We start from the raw sequence: 17,165 nt of genomic DNA, 5'->3' as shown, positions 1-17,165 counted from the left end.
AAAAATTTTCTTTAGCTCTTACCTTCTCCATAAAAGTAGCATATCCTTTAAAACTTGGGAGGGCACGCGCTGTAGGAGTTTTTTTTCTTTTTCCTCTCGTTTCTACTCTGCCTTCACCAGTTGTTCTAAAATCTGGTCAAATGAAATAGGGTTGGGCTTTGGCAATTCGTTTGAAGAAATGGCTAGAGCTTTACTTCCACTATATTCATGTAAAAATGCATTTGCCATTTGGCGATAGCCTTCAAAATTAGGATGTACATCAGAGATATTGGATAAAAAGTTTCTAGCGTTTAACCCAAAAGCATCATATATGTCTACATAAGCTGCTCCAGCATGCTCTGCCTGTTGCTGTAAAATCTTATTTAGCTTAACGAGCTGTGCATTTGTTCCTTCTTTTTGCGAAGGGTGAACATTTGGATAAGCAAAATAATAGCCCATTACATAAATCTTTGCTTTAGGTGCTCGCTCTTTTAACGCTTCTAAAATCTTCTCCATATTTTTTCTGGCAATGTTTAATGCATAATCGGTTTGTAGCTGTGAAAAGGCTAATGTACCAGCAGTTGGATTAACTTGCACTAGCCGCAGTAAATCATTGGCGCCTGCCGAAACAGTAATAAGTGTTGCATTTTCTAATAAGTCACTTGCTTCCTCTGATTTTACTCGTTTCAAAACATCGGCTGTTGTATAGCCTGGGAAAGCGAGCTCCTTCGTATAGAAGCTCAATTGTCCAGTCATTCCTAATTTCATGGCGATTAAATCACTGTAGCCTGTATCAATCTGTTGATAAGGTGTTTGACCAGCCGCCAAGGAATCTCCAATTGGCAGGTAGTTTTCGGTCTGAGCTAAAGCAGATGAAATACTAAATACCATCGTGAGTATAACTGTACCAATTATGGTTAATAATCGTTTCATCTGCTCAACTCCCTTCTTTAAATCAAGAGCCTAAAATGCCCAGCTACCTTTGCGGAAAATTGGCTCTACAGTTCCGTCTGGTAAAATACCGTCGATGTCCATCTCACCGCTGCCAATCATAAAGTCCTCATGTGTTACTGAAATATTTGCACCTAATGCTTCAAGCTGCCCTTTTTCTAAATCTCTTCCACCCTCTAAGCAAGTTGGATAAGCTTCGCCAATCGCTAAATGGTTCGATGCATTTTCATCAAACAATGTACTAAAATATAAAATCTCTGATGCTGAAATTGGTGATTCATGCGGTACAAGCGCTACCTCACCTAAATAGCAAGAGCCTTCATCTACATTAATAAGCTCCTGTAATAAATCATGCCCTACCTGTGCTTCAGCATTAACAATTTTTCCTTCTTCAAATGTTAGCTTAAATCCATCGATAATATTCCCTTGATAAACTAATGGTTTTGTATTACTGACATAGCCATTAACACCTTGTTTCATCGGTAACGTATAAACCTCTTCTGTCGGCATATTAGCAATAAAGATCGTATCATCTGGCGTTTTACCACCTCCAGTAATCCATTTATGCTGTGGCGCTAAGGCAATTGTTAAATCCGTACCTGGCGCTGTATAGTGAAGCTTCGCATATTTTTTACTGTTCAGTAGGGTCGCACGAGATTCTAAATTTGTTACATGTTCATTCCAGTTTTCAACAGCATCGCCTTCACCGATACGAACAGTTTTAAAAATAGCCTCCCATAATGCTGGTACTTGCTCCTCAGCAGCTAAGTTCGGGAATACCTTCGAAGCCCACTTTAGTGAAGGGACGGCAACGATCGACCAGGCGATTAAATCTTTCATTATTGCATTGCGATAATTTTTCAGAGCAGCTCCTGATACTTTTTGATGGGTAGCTAGACGATCTGCTGAAATACCTGCTAATTTATCAGGGTTTGCAGCATCAATCCATAATAGTGCTCCTTTACGTTCGATCACCTCATCACGCATTTTAACTACCCATTCTGGGAAACGATTAAATTCTTCATCTGAGGCATTCTCAAAATAAGCTCGATCCATTTCATCATCTGAAAAATTAACATGAACACGTCCTGCCCCAGCTTTATAAGCCTCTTTCACGACTAAACGGGCGAAATCCAATGCATCGACTGATGTATTGATTAATAAATATTGCCCTTGTTGAATATTAACACCGACTTTTACCGCAAGTTCTGCATATGCTTGTAATTTTTCTTCAAACGTCATATTATTTACCTCGCTTTTGTCCAATTGTTTTTGAATTGCCCTCCATTAGCTTGCCTTCATGCCAAACTTTTTGCACAGGTTTTCCAGAGATTTCTCTAGTCCATTTTTTATACGTTTTTTCATCACGATATGATAATAATGTTAATACTTCGCCATCTGCTCCAGCACGACCTGTACGGCCAGAACGATGTAAGTACTGCTCAATTGTTCTTGGAACATCGACATGAATAACATGTGTTAAACCTGCAATATCTAAACCACGTGCAGCAATATCAGTAGCAATTAAAACACGCGCTTCTCCTTTACGGAATGCATCTAATGTCTTTTTACGTTCTTCTTTTTTCATGTCAGAGTGTAATGTCACAATCGGTGCCGCACGGTATTGTAATTTCGTTTCCTTCATCAGCAATTGATCTATATTGTTGACGAAAGCTAGTGCACGTAATCCTTCAGTATGTGATAGTCGACGTAGGAAATCAGTTTTATCTCGCTCCTCTACTTTCACGAAAGAGTGTACAACTTTACCAACCTTCAACATATCTTCAGGTTTAATTTTGAAGCGTACTGGCTCGAACATCATGCGACTAGCTACTAATTCAATTTCCTCCGTAATTGTTGCTGAAACAACAACTACTTGTCGTCCATATGCTGAACCTTCGATAAAGGATTTTACGACAACGCGATATTCACGACTAAGTAACTGATCACATTCATCTAAAATAACTGTTTCTATTTCTTTTAGCTTTAATTTTCCAGCACGTGCTAATTCATTTAATCGGCCTGGTGTTCCTACAACGATCGTCGGTTTTTTCTTTAACTTTTCGATTTGACGTGCAGAGTTTGCACCACCAATTAGTTGCTGAACCGAAATATCAGAACCTGCTGTCCATTCACGGATAACCTCTACAATTTGCATTGCTAGCTCCTGTGACGGGGCTACGATAAGTCCTTGTGTTTGTTTTTTTGAACCGTTTACTTTATTTAGTAAAGGAAGTACATATGCTAACGTCTTCCCGGATCCTGTCGGCGATTCAGCTACAATATCCTTGCCCTCAAGCATTGCTGGAATCATTTCTTCTTGAATTTTCATCGGTTCTTCAAATTTCCATTTTGCTTGTAAATCTTCATTTAATAAATTTATTACTGACATGTAATTTCCCACCTTCTATCTACTTGACACTAGTTTAACACACTAATCATTTTCCTACTTCATATGTACATAAACCAATTTATAAACTCACCTAACGAATTTTGAGATGGGCGTCTTCTTGCACAATAATGCGAAAAAAATCTGCCCGATTCATCCACGGGAATTGTAAGCCTACAAGCCCTCATAGACACCGGAGTTTCTTTGAAGGTTTACAGCTTACCCGCGTAGAGCGAGCAGATTTTTATTTGGTTGATTCAATTGTTAATCTACTATTTCATAGCCGCATGCTTCTATAGCACGCTCTGCTAAAACAATTAATGAGTCGATATAGGTGTCACTTAATTTTAAATCTCGATTGACGACAGATAATTCTGTACATCCTAATACGATACGATCACAATTAAGTGCAAGCATTGCCTCTTCTATCGGTTGCCAATCCTCTTGAGAGACATCTTTCCCAGCCTTTACATAATCATAAATAATAGACATGACTTTTTCTTTCATCACATCGTCTGGGACAACTGGTGTTATGCCAAATTCCTCTAACGCATCTTGATACATACGTGAAGTCAATGTACCTGTTGTCGCTAAAATACCTACACGCTCAGCCCCTAAATCAGAGGCACGCTTTGCTGTTTCCTTTATCATATGTAATACAGGGACTGGAGAACCTTCAACAATCTCATCGTAAAAGGTATGTGCTGTATTACATGGAATAGCAATCATATCTGCCCCAACAGAAGCAAGCTTTTTAGCATCTGCGACTATTACTGGTACAGGATTTTCCTTTGTATCATCTAAAATAAAGGCAGTACGATCAGGGATATTCGTATCATTATCAATGATTGTATGTAAATGCTCCTGATCCTTCGATGCCTTCGTACGTCTTACAATCATTTCACCGATAAACATCGTTGCTAGTGGACCTACGCCACCTATTATACCTAAAGTTTGTTTTTTCATTAGTTTGACAGACCTTTGTTGTTAAAATATTTCTTATATTGGCGATAAAAACTTAAATTATCGAGCGTTATATTCAACCAACGCTTCGCATTCATATCCTTATAATTAAAGATGGAATCCGTAGCCATTCCTTGGCGAATAAGGCTCTTCGCTTCAATTACTAGCTGTTCATTTTGTACATATTTAAAGAGTACACCATTTGGCACAATCGTCCAAAGATGCTTATTCTGAACATAAGTTAGCTGTTGCTTACTTCCTCGGATAAAATCATCCGCAACATATTGCATTAAATTATAGCCACTTGCTGTCACATAATAATTAGAAAGTTCATTATGTAATTCAATACTTAATAACTTATATTGACCGTCGCGTTCATCATACTTCATATCAAACGTGGCAAAGCCTTGGAATCGAATCTCCTCTAGAAACAATTTGACGCGTTCCATTAAGTCTTGATCATATGCTGTCATTATGGCTACATAGCGACCAATCCCCTCTGGAGAATGCTCTTCTAAAATCGGGTTACCTACAGAAAGCAACTTTACCTTATTATCTTGCCCAACATAAGCATTTACGACACACATATGAGCATCTTCGCCTGGAATATATTGCTGTACCATTATGTCATCTCGGTATGCAGATTCCTTATAAATGGCGTGGAAAATAGCATCCTTTTCGTCGTTATCTTTCGCAATATACACTTTTTTCTTACCTGGAAAAATACATGCAGCATACTTTGTCATATTCAGCGGTTTAATGACTACTGGATATTCAAAAGGGATGTCAAGTTCCTCATAGTCATTGACAGTGCAAACATGCATTGCCGGATAGCGAAAGCCGAACTTTGCACAAAGTTCATACATACTCTCGCGTGTTAATAACTCTTGCGCAAGGTTTGCATCCACATAAGGAACTACAAAATACTCTGCTAGCTCCTCTTTATGTTGTACAATTTTTTTTACGTAAAATTCATCGCAGGCTAATAAAAGCAATTTTTTACCTGTAAATTCCTCTGCAATTGCCTTTAACGCCACGACAAAACGATCTTCAATATGGAGTCTTGGAACTTCACGAAATGTTAATAAATCACTGTGCTGTATTTTTTCCATATTCGTATGATTTAATGCAAGTGGTTTAACGCCATAGGACTCGTAAAATGCTCTCGCCATGCCATAAGCATTCATTTCATCTCCTAATAAAACCGGTAAAAAAGCGTGCTCAATGACCATTCTGCTCAACTCACTTTAGTTTTTTAGGCCTATCACCATAATGTGGGGTTGATTTCCGTTCTGGCTACCAGCCTCCACCCCAATCAACTTATATAAATGGACTTTTTAACGAATGTCATCCTTATTACTTGGTGATGAGTCTTTTTTATAAGTGTAACATACTTTCCTTGTACTCCTTATACCTCTTCTTTGAATCATTTATGAACGGCTACAGCATGTTTACCTAACTCTCTATAGCTTTTAAAAAACTGATCCACATTATACGTGACAAAGCCTTTTAATGGGTCCATGACAACTACTTTATCACCTAAATGCCCAGTTAAAACAACAGCATGTAAGTTCATATACGCTTCATGCGGCAATGTTTCACCTTCATATACCCAGCCCTTTTCTGAATTTTCCTCCGGCTTTGATAAATCCAATGTAACCCATGTCACAACAGGGACTCCATCTCGAACAAGCTGTAAAATCTCATCCTGCGAGGCATTGCTCTTATTTGTCACTCGTAAATCTGCCTGTTTATCCGCTATGACTGCTTCTGCTGCTTTGACAATCGGAGCTGCAAAGACATACATTCCATGTGTTTTATCACGAGGATTGCCTGCAAAAGCCTGCTCTGGATTTGGACCAAATCGCTGTCCGTTGACAGTGCTTATTGTTTGCTTTGGTAAATAGTGATCAGCCATTTCCAGCTTCGTAACATCCAGCCCATAATAATTTAATACAGCTGTTAATGATGTTATTTCACATCCATGTGGTAGTTCCGGATTTTGCATAACAACTGGTACATCTAGCTCCTGCTCGTCTCTTGAAAAATGTGTTTGCAATCGATAATACGGCTTTGTCGCATCATATGTAAAATGTTCGATTGTCGTATAACCATCGTTTTTCGTACTATTTTCAAGTGTAGTTGCAGCTATCGCATATTGCTGCCCCTCTTTAAGTTTCGAAAATTTCGCTTCGCCCTCTTCAGAGCCAACTGCATCCTCCACTACCTCACCTGTCTTTACATCTGTAGCAGTGATATAAAGGTTAGGTATCGGTGCACCACTATTAAACTCTACCGTTAACACAGTTAATCCATTGTTTTGCGTTTCCTGCTGAGAAAACGAATTGCAACTCGAAAGTAGCATGATGATCATAATACCTATTAGTAAAAGGCGTTTATACCTCGTCCACAAGACAAATTCCGCTCCTATCTTGTTTGAAGACAATAACTTCAACTCTATTATATTTCAATTTGTCGTAGACTCTATTATACGCTAATTTCATAGACGTTCCTATTTTAACCTCTTTCAGCAAAGTGTTTTTTGGAGCGAAAGCGAAGCGTCAGCTACAGATGTTTTTTGGAATGAAAGACTGCCACTGGCCTAAAACCTCTATCGAAAGTTACGGAATTAGGCCGAGACATCATTGATCTTCATTCACACTTTACCGATAAAGGTATTATTGGCTTTGCTACTTTCGGGTTTCACTTTACACGCTTAGTTTATGGTGCTGCTTACGCTTGGTCGTAATGTATGCTTCAAAACCTTACCAGAAGCATTGCGCGGCAGTTCAGTTAAAAATTCAATTTCATGTGGCACTTTATATTTTGCAAGCTGCGTCCGACAATAAGCCAATATCGCCTCTTCATCGGAAGACTCCCCTTCCTTCAATACGGCAAACGCTTTCGGAACTTCGCCATACACTTCATGTGGTAAACCTACAACGGCTGCCTCTAAAATTTCTGGCAGTTGATATAAAACCTCTTCTATCTCGATAGGATAAATATTTTCGCCACCTCGAATGATCATATCCTTTTTACGATCTACAATATAGAGATAACCTTCCTCATCAAAACGCCCTAAATCTCCTGAATAGAGCCAGCTATCTTTAATTGTTCTAGCTGTTTCTTCAGGATTACGTAAATAGCCTTTCATTACTTGGGGTCCTTTGATACATATTTCTCCTACCTCACCCGTTGGTACAGTTTCACCAAAGCTATCAACAACACGGACTTCTGTTTGTGCTAAAGGTTTTCCTACCGAACCAATTTTCGTCAAGGCATCGGCATCTAAAAGGGAAGAGGTCGCAGGCGAATTTTCAGTTTGTCCATACAGGTTTTGTACTTTCACATTAGGAAAAGTCTCTTTCACTTGCTTAACAAGTTCATAAGGCATCGGTGCCGCCCCGTAACATAATAAACGTAAATTTTTAAATGTATGTTCCTTAAAATTAGGTGTGTTTAAAATTATTGTATACATTGATGGAACACCAAAGAAAATTGTCGCAGCTGTAGCAGCAAGCTGTTCTAATGTATTTGACGAAGAAAACGCCTCTTCTATAAAAATCGTACCGCCTTTATAAAACATCGGCATCGCAAATACATGAAGACCTGCACAATGAAATAAAGGCGTACAAATAAACATGCGATCCTCATTGCTCATATCCATTGATGACGACCATATATCCGCAGTTGAAACAATATTTTGATGAGTTAGCATTACTCCTTTTGGTTTTCCCGTCGTGCCAGAAGTATACATAACAACAGCAGTATCATGAGGCTCCAATTTGATATCTTTTCTTTGACCTGAATTGTTTTTAATAATGTCTTTCATTTCATTGAGCCCTACAATATGTTGAAATGGATTCGCAATCGTTGTGAGTACATCCTCTAACCTTTCATCATAAATAAGTCCTTTAGCTTCTGAATGATTAAAAATATATTCGACCTCTGGAGCTGCTAATTTTGTATTAATGGGCATGACAACGTAACCCGCTAACTGAACACCGATATAAGCAATTAAAAATAAATCTGAATTGAGCGTGTATATTGCAATTACATCATCTTTTTCAAAGCCTTGCTCTTGTAAGTACGCTGCGAATTTTTCTGCACTTTTATAAAATTCACTATAGGATAGCTCTGTCCCATCGTATATCGTCGCAATCCTTTTTGGTTGTTGCATAGCATAGTTTTGTAAAATGTCTGTCATTAACATCGTCATCATAAGCCCCCCAAATCTTTAATTCATTTCCCTCTTACCGTACAAAATCGCCATAAATTAAATAACACTAATAAAATTCAGAAAATTACAATTATATTTTATCAATCTATGAAAAGGTTGGCAATTTTTCTTCCCATAAAAAAGTTGAGATTCTGAGTGAAAGCCCTGAGGGCCCCAATTGGGAACTGAAATTAACTCCGCGTTATAGTGATGAACGAAAATATGACGAATATGTAACTAAATATACATAAACATTTTACTTTTCTATCAATTTCTGTTAGGTGTATGATATTTGTATAATGATTAGCTTCTTTCAGCAAATGTTTTATGTACCGAAAGCAAAGCGACAGGTACAGGTGCTTTGACACCCGCTGAAAAAAGTTTTAAGAAAGGCCTGATTAAAATGCTGTACGCACTTTTAGGAGATTTACATTCTAATATAGAAGATACGAAGGCAGTTCTAGCCCATATTCAACACACTGCGAAAGATGCAAAAGTATTGGGATTAGGTGATTTATACGAATGTACTGTAAGTAAGAAAAAAGCACAAACAATGTCGGGTTTACCGCTTCAAAAAGCTGCAATAGTGGAAAATGATTTTGAAAGTTTGCTAACGTTCCCCTCTATTCGTGGCAATCAAGAGGAGCGAATTACGCGCGTAACTGGCATCGAACGTTTTAAAGAGCTACCTGAAACAATGGAGATTGATGGTGCTACGCTTATGCATGGCCATCAATTTCAATGGAGTGTGACGTGGCAACCAACATTTCCGCCATTCAAAAAATCGCTCCTTTTCTTCGGACATAGTCATGAATCAGGTCTTTATCATCGCAATAAAAAGTTACGTATTCGTATTCGCTTTGGCGAACCAATCGCATTACAAGAAAAGCAGTATGGCATCAATGTTGGATCAGTTGTCGATCACCGTGAATGGTGTCTCTACGATAGTCATAAACGAACAGTAACATTTATGTGCGCTCCATCTGTTGAGAATGATTAATTTTTTAAATCCTAGGTAAGCCTTACTCTGTAGTTTCGCTAATATACATAGCACTCACAAAAAACGCTAAAGTCGGCTTCGACCCTAGCGTTTTTTAGCTCCATGCTCAACTAGCAATTTTCGCAATCCTTTAAAGCATCCAGTAATTTTTCCATTTCACAAATACGATCGCACATAGTTTTAATCATATTTTGAAGAATCGGTATTAATTCCTGGCAAATACAGAACCTTAAAACATTTTGTGCTAGTCGAACGCCTCCTTGATGATGAACAATCATTTCTCGAAGAAAGTTTATATTAATATTATTAGATACTGGTGGTAAACTCATTGCTTGGAACATAGCCCCGGTAATTTCTTTGTATGCACACATATATTCATACAATTCACATTCCGAATTTTGTACGATACAGCACCTATTTTGTATCGCTTCCAGGCATTCAACAATTTCTGTACTAGTTGCTATTATTTCTAATGCGAGATTTTGCACAAATATATTAGTGGTATATCGTAAAACATTTTCCGACATTCTAATTGCAGCTACTTGATGCGGTAATATTTGCTTAATAAAATTTTCTGAAATACTGCAGGTAATTGTCACATAGGTCATACCCTGCATCATTTTATTGAGGATTCTTTCGTATTCCTCTAAATATGCCTTTGTTACATTACTAAGTACAATTGGTTTAGTCATTAGACACACTCCTTTCAGAGTAATATATGTCCGATAGGTTGTTGTGCGGTAGACAATTGTACCAAATGACCTTTATTGTTTCGTAACAGCAGTTGAAGTTATTTTTAATCATCTTTTTTATATGTATCCAAGCATTTTTGACAAATACATCGCTCTTTAGGTACCGCTTCAAAAATTTCTTTAGGAAAACTTTCTGTCATACACCAGCAATCCTTTTGCCCCTTTACTATCCCACAATGATTTTCTTGCCCACATAACGGACAACGTTTTTCCTTCATTCGTCCACCTCCTTACATGTGCTTATATTTTATAATATAGCGAGATGTTAGTCAGTGAATTTTCTTCATTTCAATCGAGCTTTACGGCATAAATAAGAGAGGAGTACTTCATTTCATACTCCCCCCATAATAATTTATTGGTTTTTCCCATGAATCTCTTGCTTTACTTCTTCAACATCTGTATCACTATATTTTCTCGTACCAACCCCACCGCTTTGGGCTAGCAGTTTTTTCACTTCATTGTAAGATAAACCACTTTCCGCATTTTGTCTTTTTACTTCATTAATATCCGTTCCAGCAGAAGTAAACTGAGTTTCGTTATGATCAGTCATGAAAATCCCTACCTTCTATAATTCATCTGGCTGCAATTCGATCAATTCATCGCCTTCTCGTTCTACTTTTTTATTGAGCTCCTTAACCGGTATAGCATCAACCGTTTGCATATCTTCGTGTAAATCGAAAATACTTATATTATCAGATTCCACCATGTCTGGCTTGTTCTTGCTTGCTAAGTTCATAAACACCTTTTTTTCATGTGGTAAGTTTTCTATGTCCATCATTGCTCACTCCTTTACTAATAGAATGTGCAGTGTTGAACAAATCATGTACCTTTCGTTTTCGAGCTTTTATCGATGCGATGATATTCAGATATTTGAATGACCCGAACATATCTTGTATGCAGCTCATGATACATCCCTCTACTGTCTGTAAAGGATATATATTGATCTCGTTCGCTTCGAACTAATGCCTCTGCTTTTTCTTGTGATTCTATATGGATAAATCTCCTTACATAATGCATTTCATCAAAAAAATAAGTAATTTTAAATTCTTTCATAATAACTCCTCGATTACTGGAAATGGTTTGTTACTGCTTATCCTATCCAACTAACTACAGTTGCTATTCTCATGAAAATATAAAGGTATTTTTTATATCTACGGCATAACCTGTATTAATGCAACCACTTTATAGGAGGTGATGATTTTGATCCATACAGTTAAAGTAGGCGAAACCTTGTCCCAAATAGCTAGAAATTATCGTACACCGTTATCGTCCATAATTGCTGCTAATCCAGGGATAGATCCGAATGTACTTTATATAGGACAACAAATTGTTATTCCTGGATTCCCTAATCCAAATACGATCCCTTATAGAATAGATATTTCTACTGAAAATCGATGGCTACGGTTATATAAGGATAATGTTCTTCAAAAGCAATACCCAATTGCGGTTGGAAGGATGTTACAAGATACACCTACTGGCGATTTTATAATCATTAACAAGGCTCCAAATCCCGGTGGTCCTTTTGGAACAATGTGGATGAGTTTATCTAAAGAGCATTACGGTATTCATGGAACTAATGATCCTAGCTCTATTGGTCATGCTGTTTCACGTGGCTGTATTCGTATGCATAATAAGGATGTCGAAGAGCTTGCAAGCATTGTCCCAATCGGTACTGGAGTTTTTATTCATCCATAAAAAGCCTCCAGACTAAAAACATTCCTAAAATTTTATCGGAATGTTTTTTAGTTTTATCGGAACATTATGTAGATTTATCGGAATGTTTTCCAAATTCATCGGTACATTATGCTGATTTATTGGAATAAAAAAGCAACCTGAAATCAAACCTCAGATTGCCATCGCTTTTAACCTTCACCTCTAGATTGTGCAAGCTTCGATAAATAGTATTGCTCCTCTCTTAGCATATGATCCGCCATTAGAGCTGTAAACGTTCCTAATACTTCTGCACTTAACTCCATTTCCTCTAACTCGCGTAAAAACGTTTTGAATAATTTCATTTCTAGATCTACATCTTGATTAAAGCGAGTTAATGCAGGGAAAGAGTCTATATTTGAACGTAAATATCCTGTAAGCTCCACTGCTTTTAAATAAAACTGTTCAAAATGTTGGGCAAAGGTAGTACTTTTTTGTCTCAATCTTCTTTCTACGCCATCCAAATCGTCATGAATAATACCTGCATGTCCTGAAGCATCTAAAAGCCAGAGTAAGTGATGATGTAGCTCATGAAAGATTGGCGGGACTTCCCCTTTCTTCAGATAGCTAAGTACATTTTGATATTCCTCTAGTTCATTCACCATGTGATTAATAAAGGAAGGTGATAAATGGATATTAATATTTCCCGATAATTGCTTTCGAAGGATATAAAATTTAAATTGCTTTAATTGCGTTACAGCTTCATCGACAGTAAGTGAAAAAGAAGCCGCATTATTGGCATCAATTGAATTCACATAGGTAAGAAGCTGAGAAAATTGATGAATAAATGAACTTGCTCTTTTTATATCCTCTGTTTCCGATGGATACAATGAATCATGAATAAATTGAGAATGGTCTTTTAATATTCTTAGCCAAAACCTATGTTCAAACATCGCATGCTGTAAGTAATTCGACAACCAGTCACATCCCCTTTATGCTCTACGTTCCTCTATTCTATTCTTCTTGAAAACCTAATATTATTGCCAAATGTTCTTTTCGTATAGGATGAAACGCTTCAAGCTATACTACATAATGCGAAATAAATCCAATGACATCCAAAACACTTGAAAATTAGGAGGAGATATACTTGTCCACAAAAAACAATACAGTATCAATTTTCGCCTTAGGTGGCATTAATGAGATTGGTAAAAATATGTATGTAGTACAGGTTGGGAATGATATTTTAATTATCGACTGTGGCGCTAAATTTCCAGACGAAAGCTTATTAGGCATCGATTTAATCATTCCTGACATTACGTACTTACAGGAAAATAAAGAGAAAATTAAAGCATTAATTGTGACACATGGTCACGAGGATCATATTGGCGGTATCCCTTATCTGCTTAAAAAAATAAATGTCCCTATTTATGCTACACGCTTTACGCTTGGGTTAATCCAACTAAAGCTGAAAGAGCATAAGCTTTTAAGAGAGTCAGAATTAATTGAAATTAATTCCGATTCATCTTTAAATTTCGGACAAGTTGATGTTAGTTTCTTTAGAACAAACCATAGTATACCTGATTGCTTAGGTATCGTTATGAATACACCTGAAGGAAATGTTGTACACACTGGCGATTTTAAATTTGATTTAACACCTGTCAATGATCAGTTTGCAGATATTCATAAGATGTCCGAGATTGGATCAGAAGGTGTACTATTACTTATTTCTGAAAGTACAAATGCAGAACGACCTGGTCTAACTCCTTCCGAGAAGCTTGTCGGTAATCATATTGAAGATGCTTTTTTACATGCCGACCGTAAAATTGTTATCTCTACTTTCGCCTCTAATGTTAATCGCATACAGCAAATTGTAAATGCAACGATTGCTACAAATAGAAAGCTTGCATTACTTGGCCGTAGTATGGTGAATGTTGTAGATGTCGCACTTGAGCGAGGCTATTTAGACGTTCCAGAGGATTTGTTAATTGATGCACGCGAAGTGAAATATCTCCCCCCTGAAGAAATTGTTGTACTATGTACGGGAAGTCAGGGAGAGCCATTAGCTGCACTCTCTCGCTTAGCAAGCGGCAATCATCGCGAAGTGAAAATTTTACCTGAGGACACAGTTATTTTAGCTTCATCCCCTATTCCAGGGAATGAGAAAGGTGTTTCACGGATCGTTGATAATTTATTCCAGCTAGGTGCGAAAGTTATTTATGGTTCCTCTAGTCATACAGGTATGCACGTTTCTGGTCATGGTCATCAGGAAGATTTAAAACTGATGCTGACACTAATGAAACCTAAATTTTTCATTCCGATTCATGGTGAATTCCGTATGTTACATCAGCATCGTTTACTAGCTGAGTCCGTTGGTGTCAAAAGAGGACATACGTTTATTATGAAAAACGGGGATGTTGTTGATATTGAAAATTCCATGGCTAGACAAACACGTAAAATTCCTTCAGGGGATACGTATGTCGACGGAATCGGTATCGGTGAAGTCGAAGGAATAGTTTTACGCGATCGTAAACAGCTTTCTGAAGACGGTATGCTTGTCATCGTGATCACACTTAATAAAGTAGATGGTGCTTTTATTTCAGAACCAGATACAATTTCACGAGGCTTTGTTTATGCTAAAGACTTTGAGGCGCTTTTAACGAAAGTAAATATTCTCGTGAAAGAAACGGTAAATGAGCTTCAAGAAGAAAATAAGCAGCAAATACATGTTTTAAAAAGAGAAATCAAAAGAGCTGTCGGTCAGTATCTATTTTCGCAAACAAAAAGAAAACCAATGATTTTACCAATAATCATTGAAATTTAAAAATGTCGGTGTAAAGGCACAAGCCCAAACACCGACATTTTTATCCCGTAAATTGAGGCTGTGATGAATTTATTTATGCTCACCCTTAAAAATTTTATATAACATATGATTGTAAAGATACTGAGCCTGTTGAAACCCATAATGTAAACTTTTTGAATGATGTTCAACTTGCACCGAAACATTGTCAAAATGCTGCGGTAGCCCCTCTACTGCTGTCAGCAACGGCTCTTTACTTTTTAATAAAAGCTGAATCGTATTTAAAGTTTGCACTATTTTATGTTGGATATCTATCATCGGAAGATTAATCGGTATATGGTACAAATGCTGCCATTCTTTATTCATTTTATACCATCTAAGAAAATGTAATAAATAATCGCTTAAAACAATTGTTTCATTTGGAATAATAGCAACGATCTCACTTGCGATACATAGTTCAGTTTCACTCTGATATATATATTTATTGGTGTCCTTCAAATTAGCTTTAGTAAGAATGATGGTTTTAGCTGGTACCGGTACACATTTACAATGTTTTCCAAAGGTAATATTAACTTTTGGTAATTGCTCAATATCACCGTCTAGCATTAACTTTTTTAAATTATCTGCTGTAATGAGAGGTACACCGATGTTTGTAAAATACTTTTTGCTCGGTATTATTTTTCCCTCTTCTATTGTAGCAACCTCATCTAATCGATAACACTTTACCATGCCTGAATCCTCCAATCCTTCACTTAATTAGGTATACTCTAAAACAAGCTACTGAAGAATCAACCACACTGTTTTACACAAGTCTTTCCTCATAATAAAAACCCCTACTAATTATTGTACCATTTTACTATAACATTTTGTCTATTATACCACTATAATGGTATAGGCATTTTTAATGTTTTTCACTAGCTTTTTACATAGAGGTGAATCATATGTCAGACTTTTTAAAGCTAGTAGGCGAACAACTCCGTATTATTAGAGTTTCAAAGGGGCTTAGTCAGGAAGAAGTAGCAGAAAAAACAGGGAAACTAGGTTTTAGTAAAGGACGAATCTCAAACATTGAACATGGGCAATCTAATATCACATTAAGTACTTTAGAAACGCTGATGAAAGCATTAGATATTGCACCTGAGGAGCTTTTTAATTTTCAAAAATTATCTGGTGTCACTGATATTGAAGAAAAGAACATTATGCTCGACATACATCGATCATTATTAAGGGAGCGCAATTTAGACGAGGTGAAATACGTAGTACGTATTACGAATGATTTTTTAAATACTATTGATTCACAATCAAAGAAAAATAGCTCCAATAATCAATAACGTTGGAGCTATTTTAGCGAGCTACAATTTTTTTCTAAAGTTCTACTTAATGTGTAGGGCTTTGGTTGACCCGCTTCGCTCACATTTAATAAATCGCATACGTATGAACAAGTGCCCTATTTTTAATGTGGACTTCTCTATTTGCTTGAATAGAGTAAAATCCCCCTATACAAAAAATCCATTTAGTTTAAAACCAAATGGATCTGTTTATTACATTCCAAATTTTTGACGATAGCCGCATTTTCTACATAGCTCTTCGACTGCTTCCCTACGTGAAAATCCATCGACAATATTATTCGCACGTTCACCTTGAACAATGTCTGTGAAGGATTTCTCGTTCACATTCCCCAAATTAATGACGCCCTCACCGTCAAGACAGCATGGCACTACTGTACCATCCACTAAAATAGCGGCTTGGCTTCTAAGTGCATGGCAAAAGCCTTTTCCTTCATCCTCAGGCTCCAATAAACTTGGCCACTTGAATTCATGATCCTGATTTAAATAAATATTATTAGCAATCTTTACACCTTTACCAGGCTGTACTTTTTCTTCGATGCGATAATCCAGATTATATTCATTTTCTAGAATTTCGAGTGTTTCACGATTTCTTCGTGCCGCGATATCTGTCATATGATCCTTTTGTAAATTCCATAAACGATATGAAATAATCGTATTATAATCTTTTGAATCACGCACAAAGTCTAATATATCCCCTAAGTATTTCTCACGATTTTCCGATCCCTCATGACCGTCGAAACTATGCAATGAAAAATTGATTTGGCGTAAAGCTGGTTTCCCTAATATCTTTTCACGATTCTTTTTAATCAGTGTACCGTTCGTTGTAATATTAACTTTAAAACCTTTCTCATGTGCTGCGTCAAGCAACTGATCAATACGCGGGTGTAAAAGAGGCTCTCCTTTTACGTGCAAATAAATATATTTCGTATGAGGTCGTATTTCATCTAATATTTTATTAAATTGTTCTACTTTAATAAGTCCCTTTGCACGAGCTGTTGGAGGACAAAAGCTACATGCTAAATTACAGACACTCGTTATTTCTATATAAACCTTTTTAAATGTTCTCAACGTTGATTCACCGTTCCAGTTCTTCTTATATTCAAATCCTATTCATTT

The 17,165-nt window shown here is 36.9% G+C and carries 19 protein-coding genes; 4 read left to right on the top strand and 15 right to left on the bottom strand.

The annotated features are described in order from the left end of the window. Window positions 1–102: 102 nt before the first annotated feature. From AC3WSK_RS18460 to AC3WSK_RS18430, 7 genes are all read right to left on the bottom strand, one after another. Window positions 103–912, bottom strand: coding sequence for an SGNH/GDSL hydrolase family protein (locus tag AC3WSK_RS18460; RefSeq protein WP_492414290.1), 810 nt, complete (start codon window positions 910–912; stop codon window positions 103–105). A gap of 30 nt (window positions 913–942) precedes the next feature. Continuing rightward, window positions 943–2,172 carry an aminopeptidase gene (locus AC3WSK_RS18455; protein WP_079562699.1) on the bottom strand — a complete coding sequence of 410 codons (1,230 nt, stop codon included), beginning with the start codon at window positions 2,170–2,172 and terminating at the stop codon, window positions 943–945. Between the two features lies 1 nt (window position 2,173). Beyond that, window positions 2,174–3,322 (bottom strand): DEAD/DEAH box helicase, encoded by a 1,149-nt coding sequence (locus tag AC3WSK_RS18450; protein ID WP_427484239.1) that lies wholly within the window; start codon window positions 3,320–3,322, stop codon window positions 2,174–2,176. 261 nt (window positions 3,323–3,583) lie between these two features. Then, window positions 3,584–4,285 carry a cysteate racemase gene (cuyB, locus tag AC3WSK_RS18445; RefSeq protein WP_492414291.1) on the bottom strand — a complete coding sequence of 234 codons (702 nt, stop codon included), beginning with the start codon at window positions 4,283–4,285 and terminating at the stop codon, window positions 3,584–3,586. Further along, window positions 4,285–5,514 (bottom strand): carboxylate--amine ligase, encoded by a 1,230-nt coding sequence (locus AC3WSK_RS18440; protein ID WP_492414292.1) that lies wholly within the window; start codon window positions 5,512–5,514, stop codon window positions 4,285–4,287. Before AC3WSK_RS18440 ends, cuyB begins: the two co-directional genes overlap by 1 nt. 194 nt (window positions 5,515–5,708) lie before the next feature. Next, window positions 5,709–6,695, bottom strand: coding sequence for a C39 family peptidase (locus AC3WSK_RS18435; protein WP_079562695.1), 987 nt, complete (start codon window positions 6,693–6,695; stop codon window positions 5,709–5,711). Window positions 6,696–6,998: 303 nt separating this feature from the next. Continuing rightward, window positions 6,999–8,501 (bottom strand): class I adenylate-forming enzyme family protein, encoded by a 1,503-nt coding sequence (locus AC3WSK_RS18430; protein ID WP_492414303.1) that lies wholly within the window; start codon window positions 8,499–8,501, stop codon window positions 6,999–7,001. A gap of 403 nt (window positions 8,502–8,904) precedes the next feature. Here AC3WSK_RS18430 and AC3WSK_RS18425 point away from each other — a divergent pair, with 403 nt between their 5' ends. Further along, the gene (locus tag AC3WSK_RS18425) at window positions 8,905–9,501 is read left to right on the top strand and encodes a metallophosphoesterase family protein (protein WP_079562732.1); all 597 of its coding nucleotides are present in this window, start codon (window positions 8,905–8,907) and stop codon (window positions 9,499–9,501) included. Between the two features lie 110 nt (window positions 9,502–9,611). Here the strand turns inward: AC3WSK_RS18425 and AC3WSK_RS18420 are convergent, their stop codons facing one another. The 5 genes from AC3WSK_RS18420 to AC3WSK_RS18400 all read right to left on the bottom strand — a co-directional run bounded on the left by AC3WSK_RS18420 (window position 9,612) and on the right by AC3WSK_RS18400 (window position 11,306). Then, window positions 9,612–10,193 carry a DUF305 domain-containing protein gene (locus AC3WSK_RS18420; protein WP_079562693.1) on the bottom strand — a complete coding sequence of 194 codons (582 nt, stop codon included), beginning with the start codon at window positions 10,191–10,193 and terminating at the stop codon, window positions 9,612–9,614. 104 nt (window positions 10,194–10,297) lie between these two features. Beyond that, window positions 10,298–10,471, bottom strand: a complete 174-nt coding sequence (locus tag AC3WSK_RS18415) for a cysteine-rich CWC family protein (RefSeq protein ID WP_079562692.1) — start codon at window positions 10,469–10,471, stop codon at window positions 10,298–10,300. Between the two features lie 134 nt (window positions 10,472–10,605). Continuing rightward, the gene (locus tag AC3WSK_RS18410) at window positions 10,606–10,803 is read right to left on the bottom strand and encodes a gamma-type small acid-soluble spore protein (RefSeq protein WP_079562691.1); all 198 of its coding nucleotides are present in this window, start codon (window positions 10,801–10,803) and stop codon (window positions 10,606–10,608) included. 15 nt (window positions 10,804–10,818) lie between these two features. After that, a complete protein-coding gene (locus AC3WSK_RS18405) occupies window positions 10,819–11,028 on the bottom strand; it encodes a YczO family protein (RefSeq protein ID WP_079562690.1) in 210 nt (69 codons plus the stop codon). Between the two features lie 44 nt (window positions 11,029–11,072). Continuing rightward, the gene (locus AC3WSK_RS18400; RefSeq protein ID WP_079562689.1) at window positions 11,073–11,306 is read right to left on the bottom strand and encodes a hypothetical protein; all 234 of its coding nucleotides are present in this window, start codon (window positions 11,304–11,306) and stop codon (window positions 11,073–11,075) included. 147 nt (window positions 11,307–11,453) lie between these two features. Between AC3WSK_RS18400 and AC3WSK_RS18395 the strand changes: the two genes are divergently transcribed. Beyond that, entirely contained in the window at window positions 11,454–11,948 is a 495-nt protein-coding gene (locus tag AC3WSK_RS18395) for a L,D-transpeptidase family protein (protein WP_492414293.1), read from the top strand. A 167-nt stretch (window positions 11,949–12,115) separates the two neighbouring features. Here AC3WSK_RS18395 and AC3WSK_RS18390 read toward each other — a convergent pair whose 3' ends face one another. After that, complete coding sequence (locus AC3WSK_RS18390; RefSeq protein WP_079562687.1) at window positions 12,116–12,880, bottom strand: DUF2935 domain-containing protein; 765 nt, start codon at window positions 12,878–12,880, stop codon at window positions 12,116–12,118. A gap of 170 nt (window positions 12,881–13,050) precedes the next feature. Here AC3WSK_RS18390 and AC3WSK_RS18385 point away from each other — a divergent pair, with 170 nt between their 5' ends. Beyond that, entirely contained in the window at window positions 13,051–14,724 is a 1,674-nt protein-coding gene (locus AC3WSK_RS18385; RefSeq protein ID WP_079562686.1) for a ribonuclease J, read from the top strand. Between the two features lie 69 nt (window positions 14,725–14,793). Here the strand turns inward: AC3WSK_RS18385 and AC3WSK_RS18380 are convergent, their stop codons facing one another. Next, on the bottom strand, window positions 14,794–15,429 hold the full coding sequence (locus AC3WSK_RS18380) for a restriction endonuclease subunit S (protein WP_427484234.1): 636 nt from the start codon (window positions 15,427–15,429) through the stop codon (window positions 14,794–14,796). A gap of 212 nt (window positions 15,430–15,641) precedes the next feature. Between AC3WSK_RS18380 and AC3WSK_RS18375 the strand changes: the two genes are divergently transcribed. Beyond that, a complete protein-coding gene (locus AC3WSK_RS18375; RefSeq protein ID WP_079562684.1) occupies window positions 15,642–16,031 on the top strand; it encodes a helix-turn-helix domain-containing protein in 390 nt (129 codons plus the stop codon). Window positions 16,032–16,241: 210 nt separating this feature from the next. Here AC3WSK_RS18375 and AC3WSK_RS18370 read toward each other — a convergent pair whose 3' ends face one another. After that, complete coding sequence (locus AC3WSK_RS18370) at window positions 16,242–17,117, bottom strand: radical SAM/SPASM domain-containing protein (protein ID WP_079562683.1); 876 nt, start codon at window positions 17,115–17,117, stop codon at window positions 16,242–16,244. Between the last annotated feature and the right edge of the window lie 48 nt (window positions 17,118–17,165).

It is taken from the genome of Lysinibacillus sp. EB271-A1-10B, assembly GCF_058791335.1.
The sequence above is the reverse complement of the archived record's forward strand: the minus strand, read 5'-3'. Positions and strand labels throughout refer to the sequence as shown.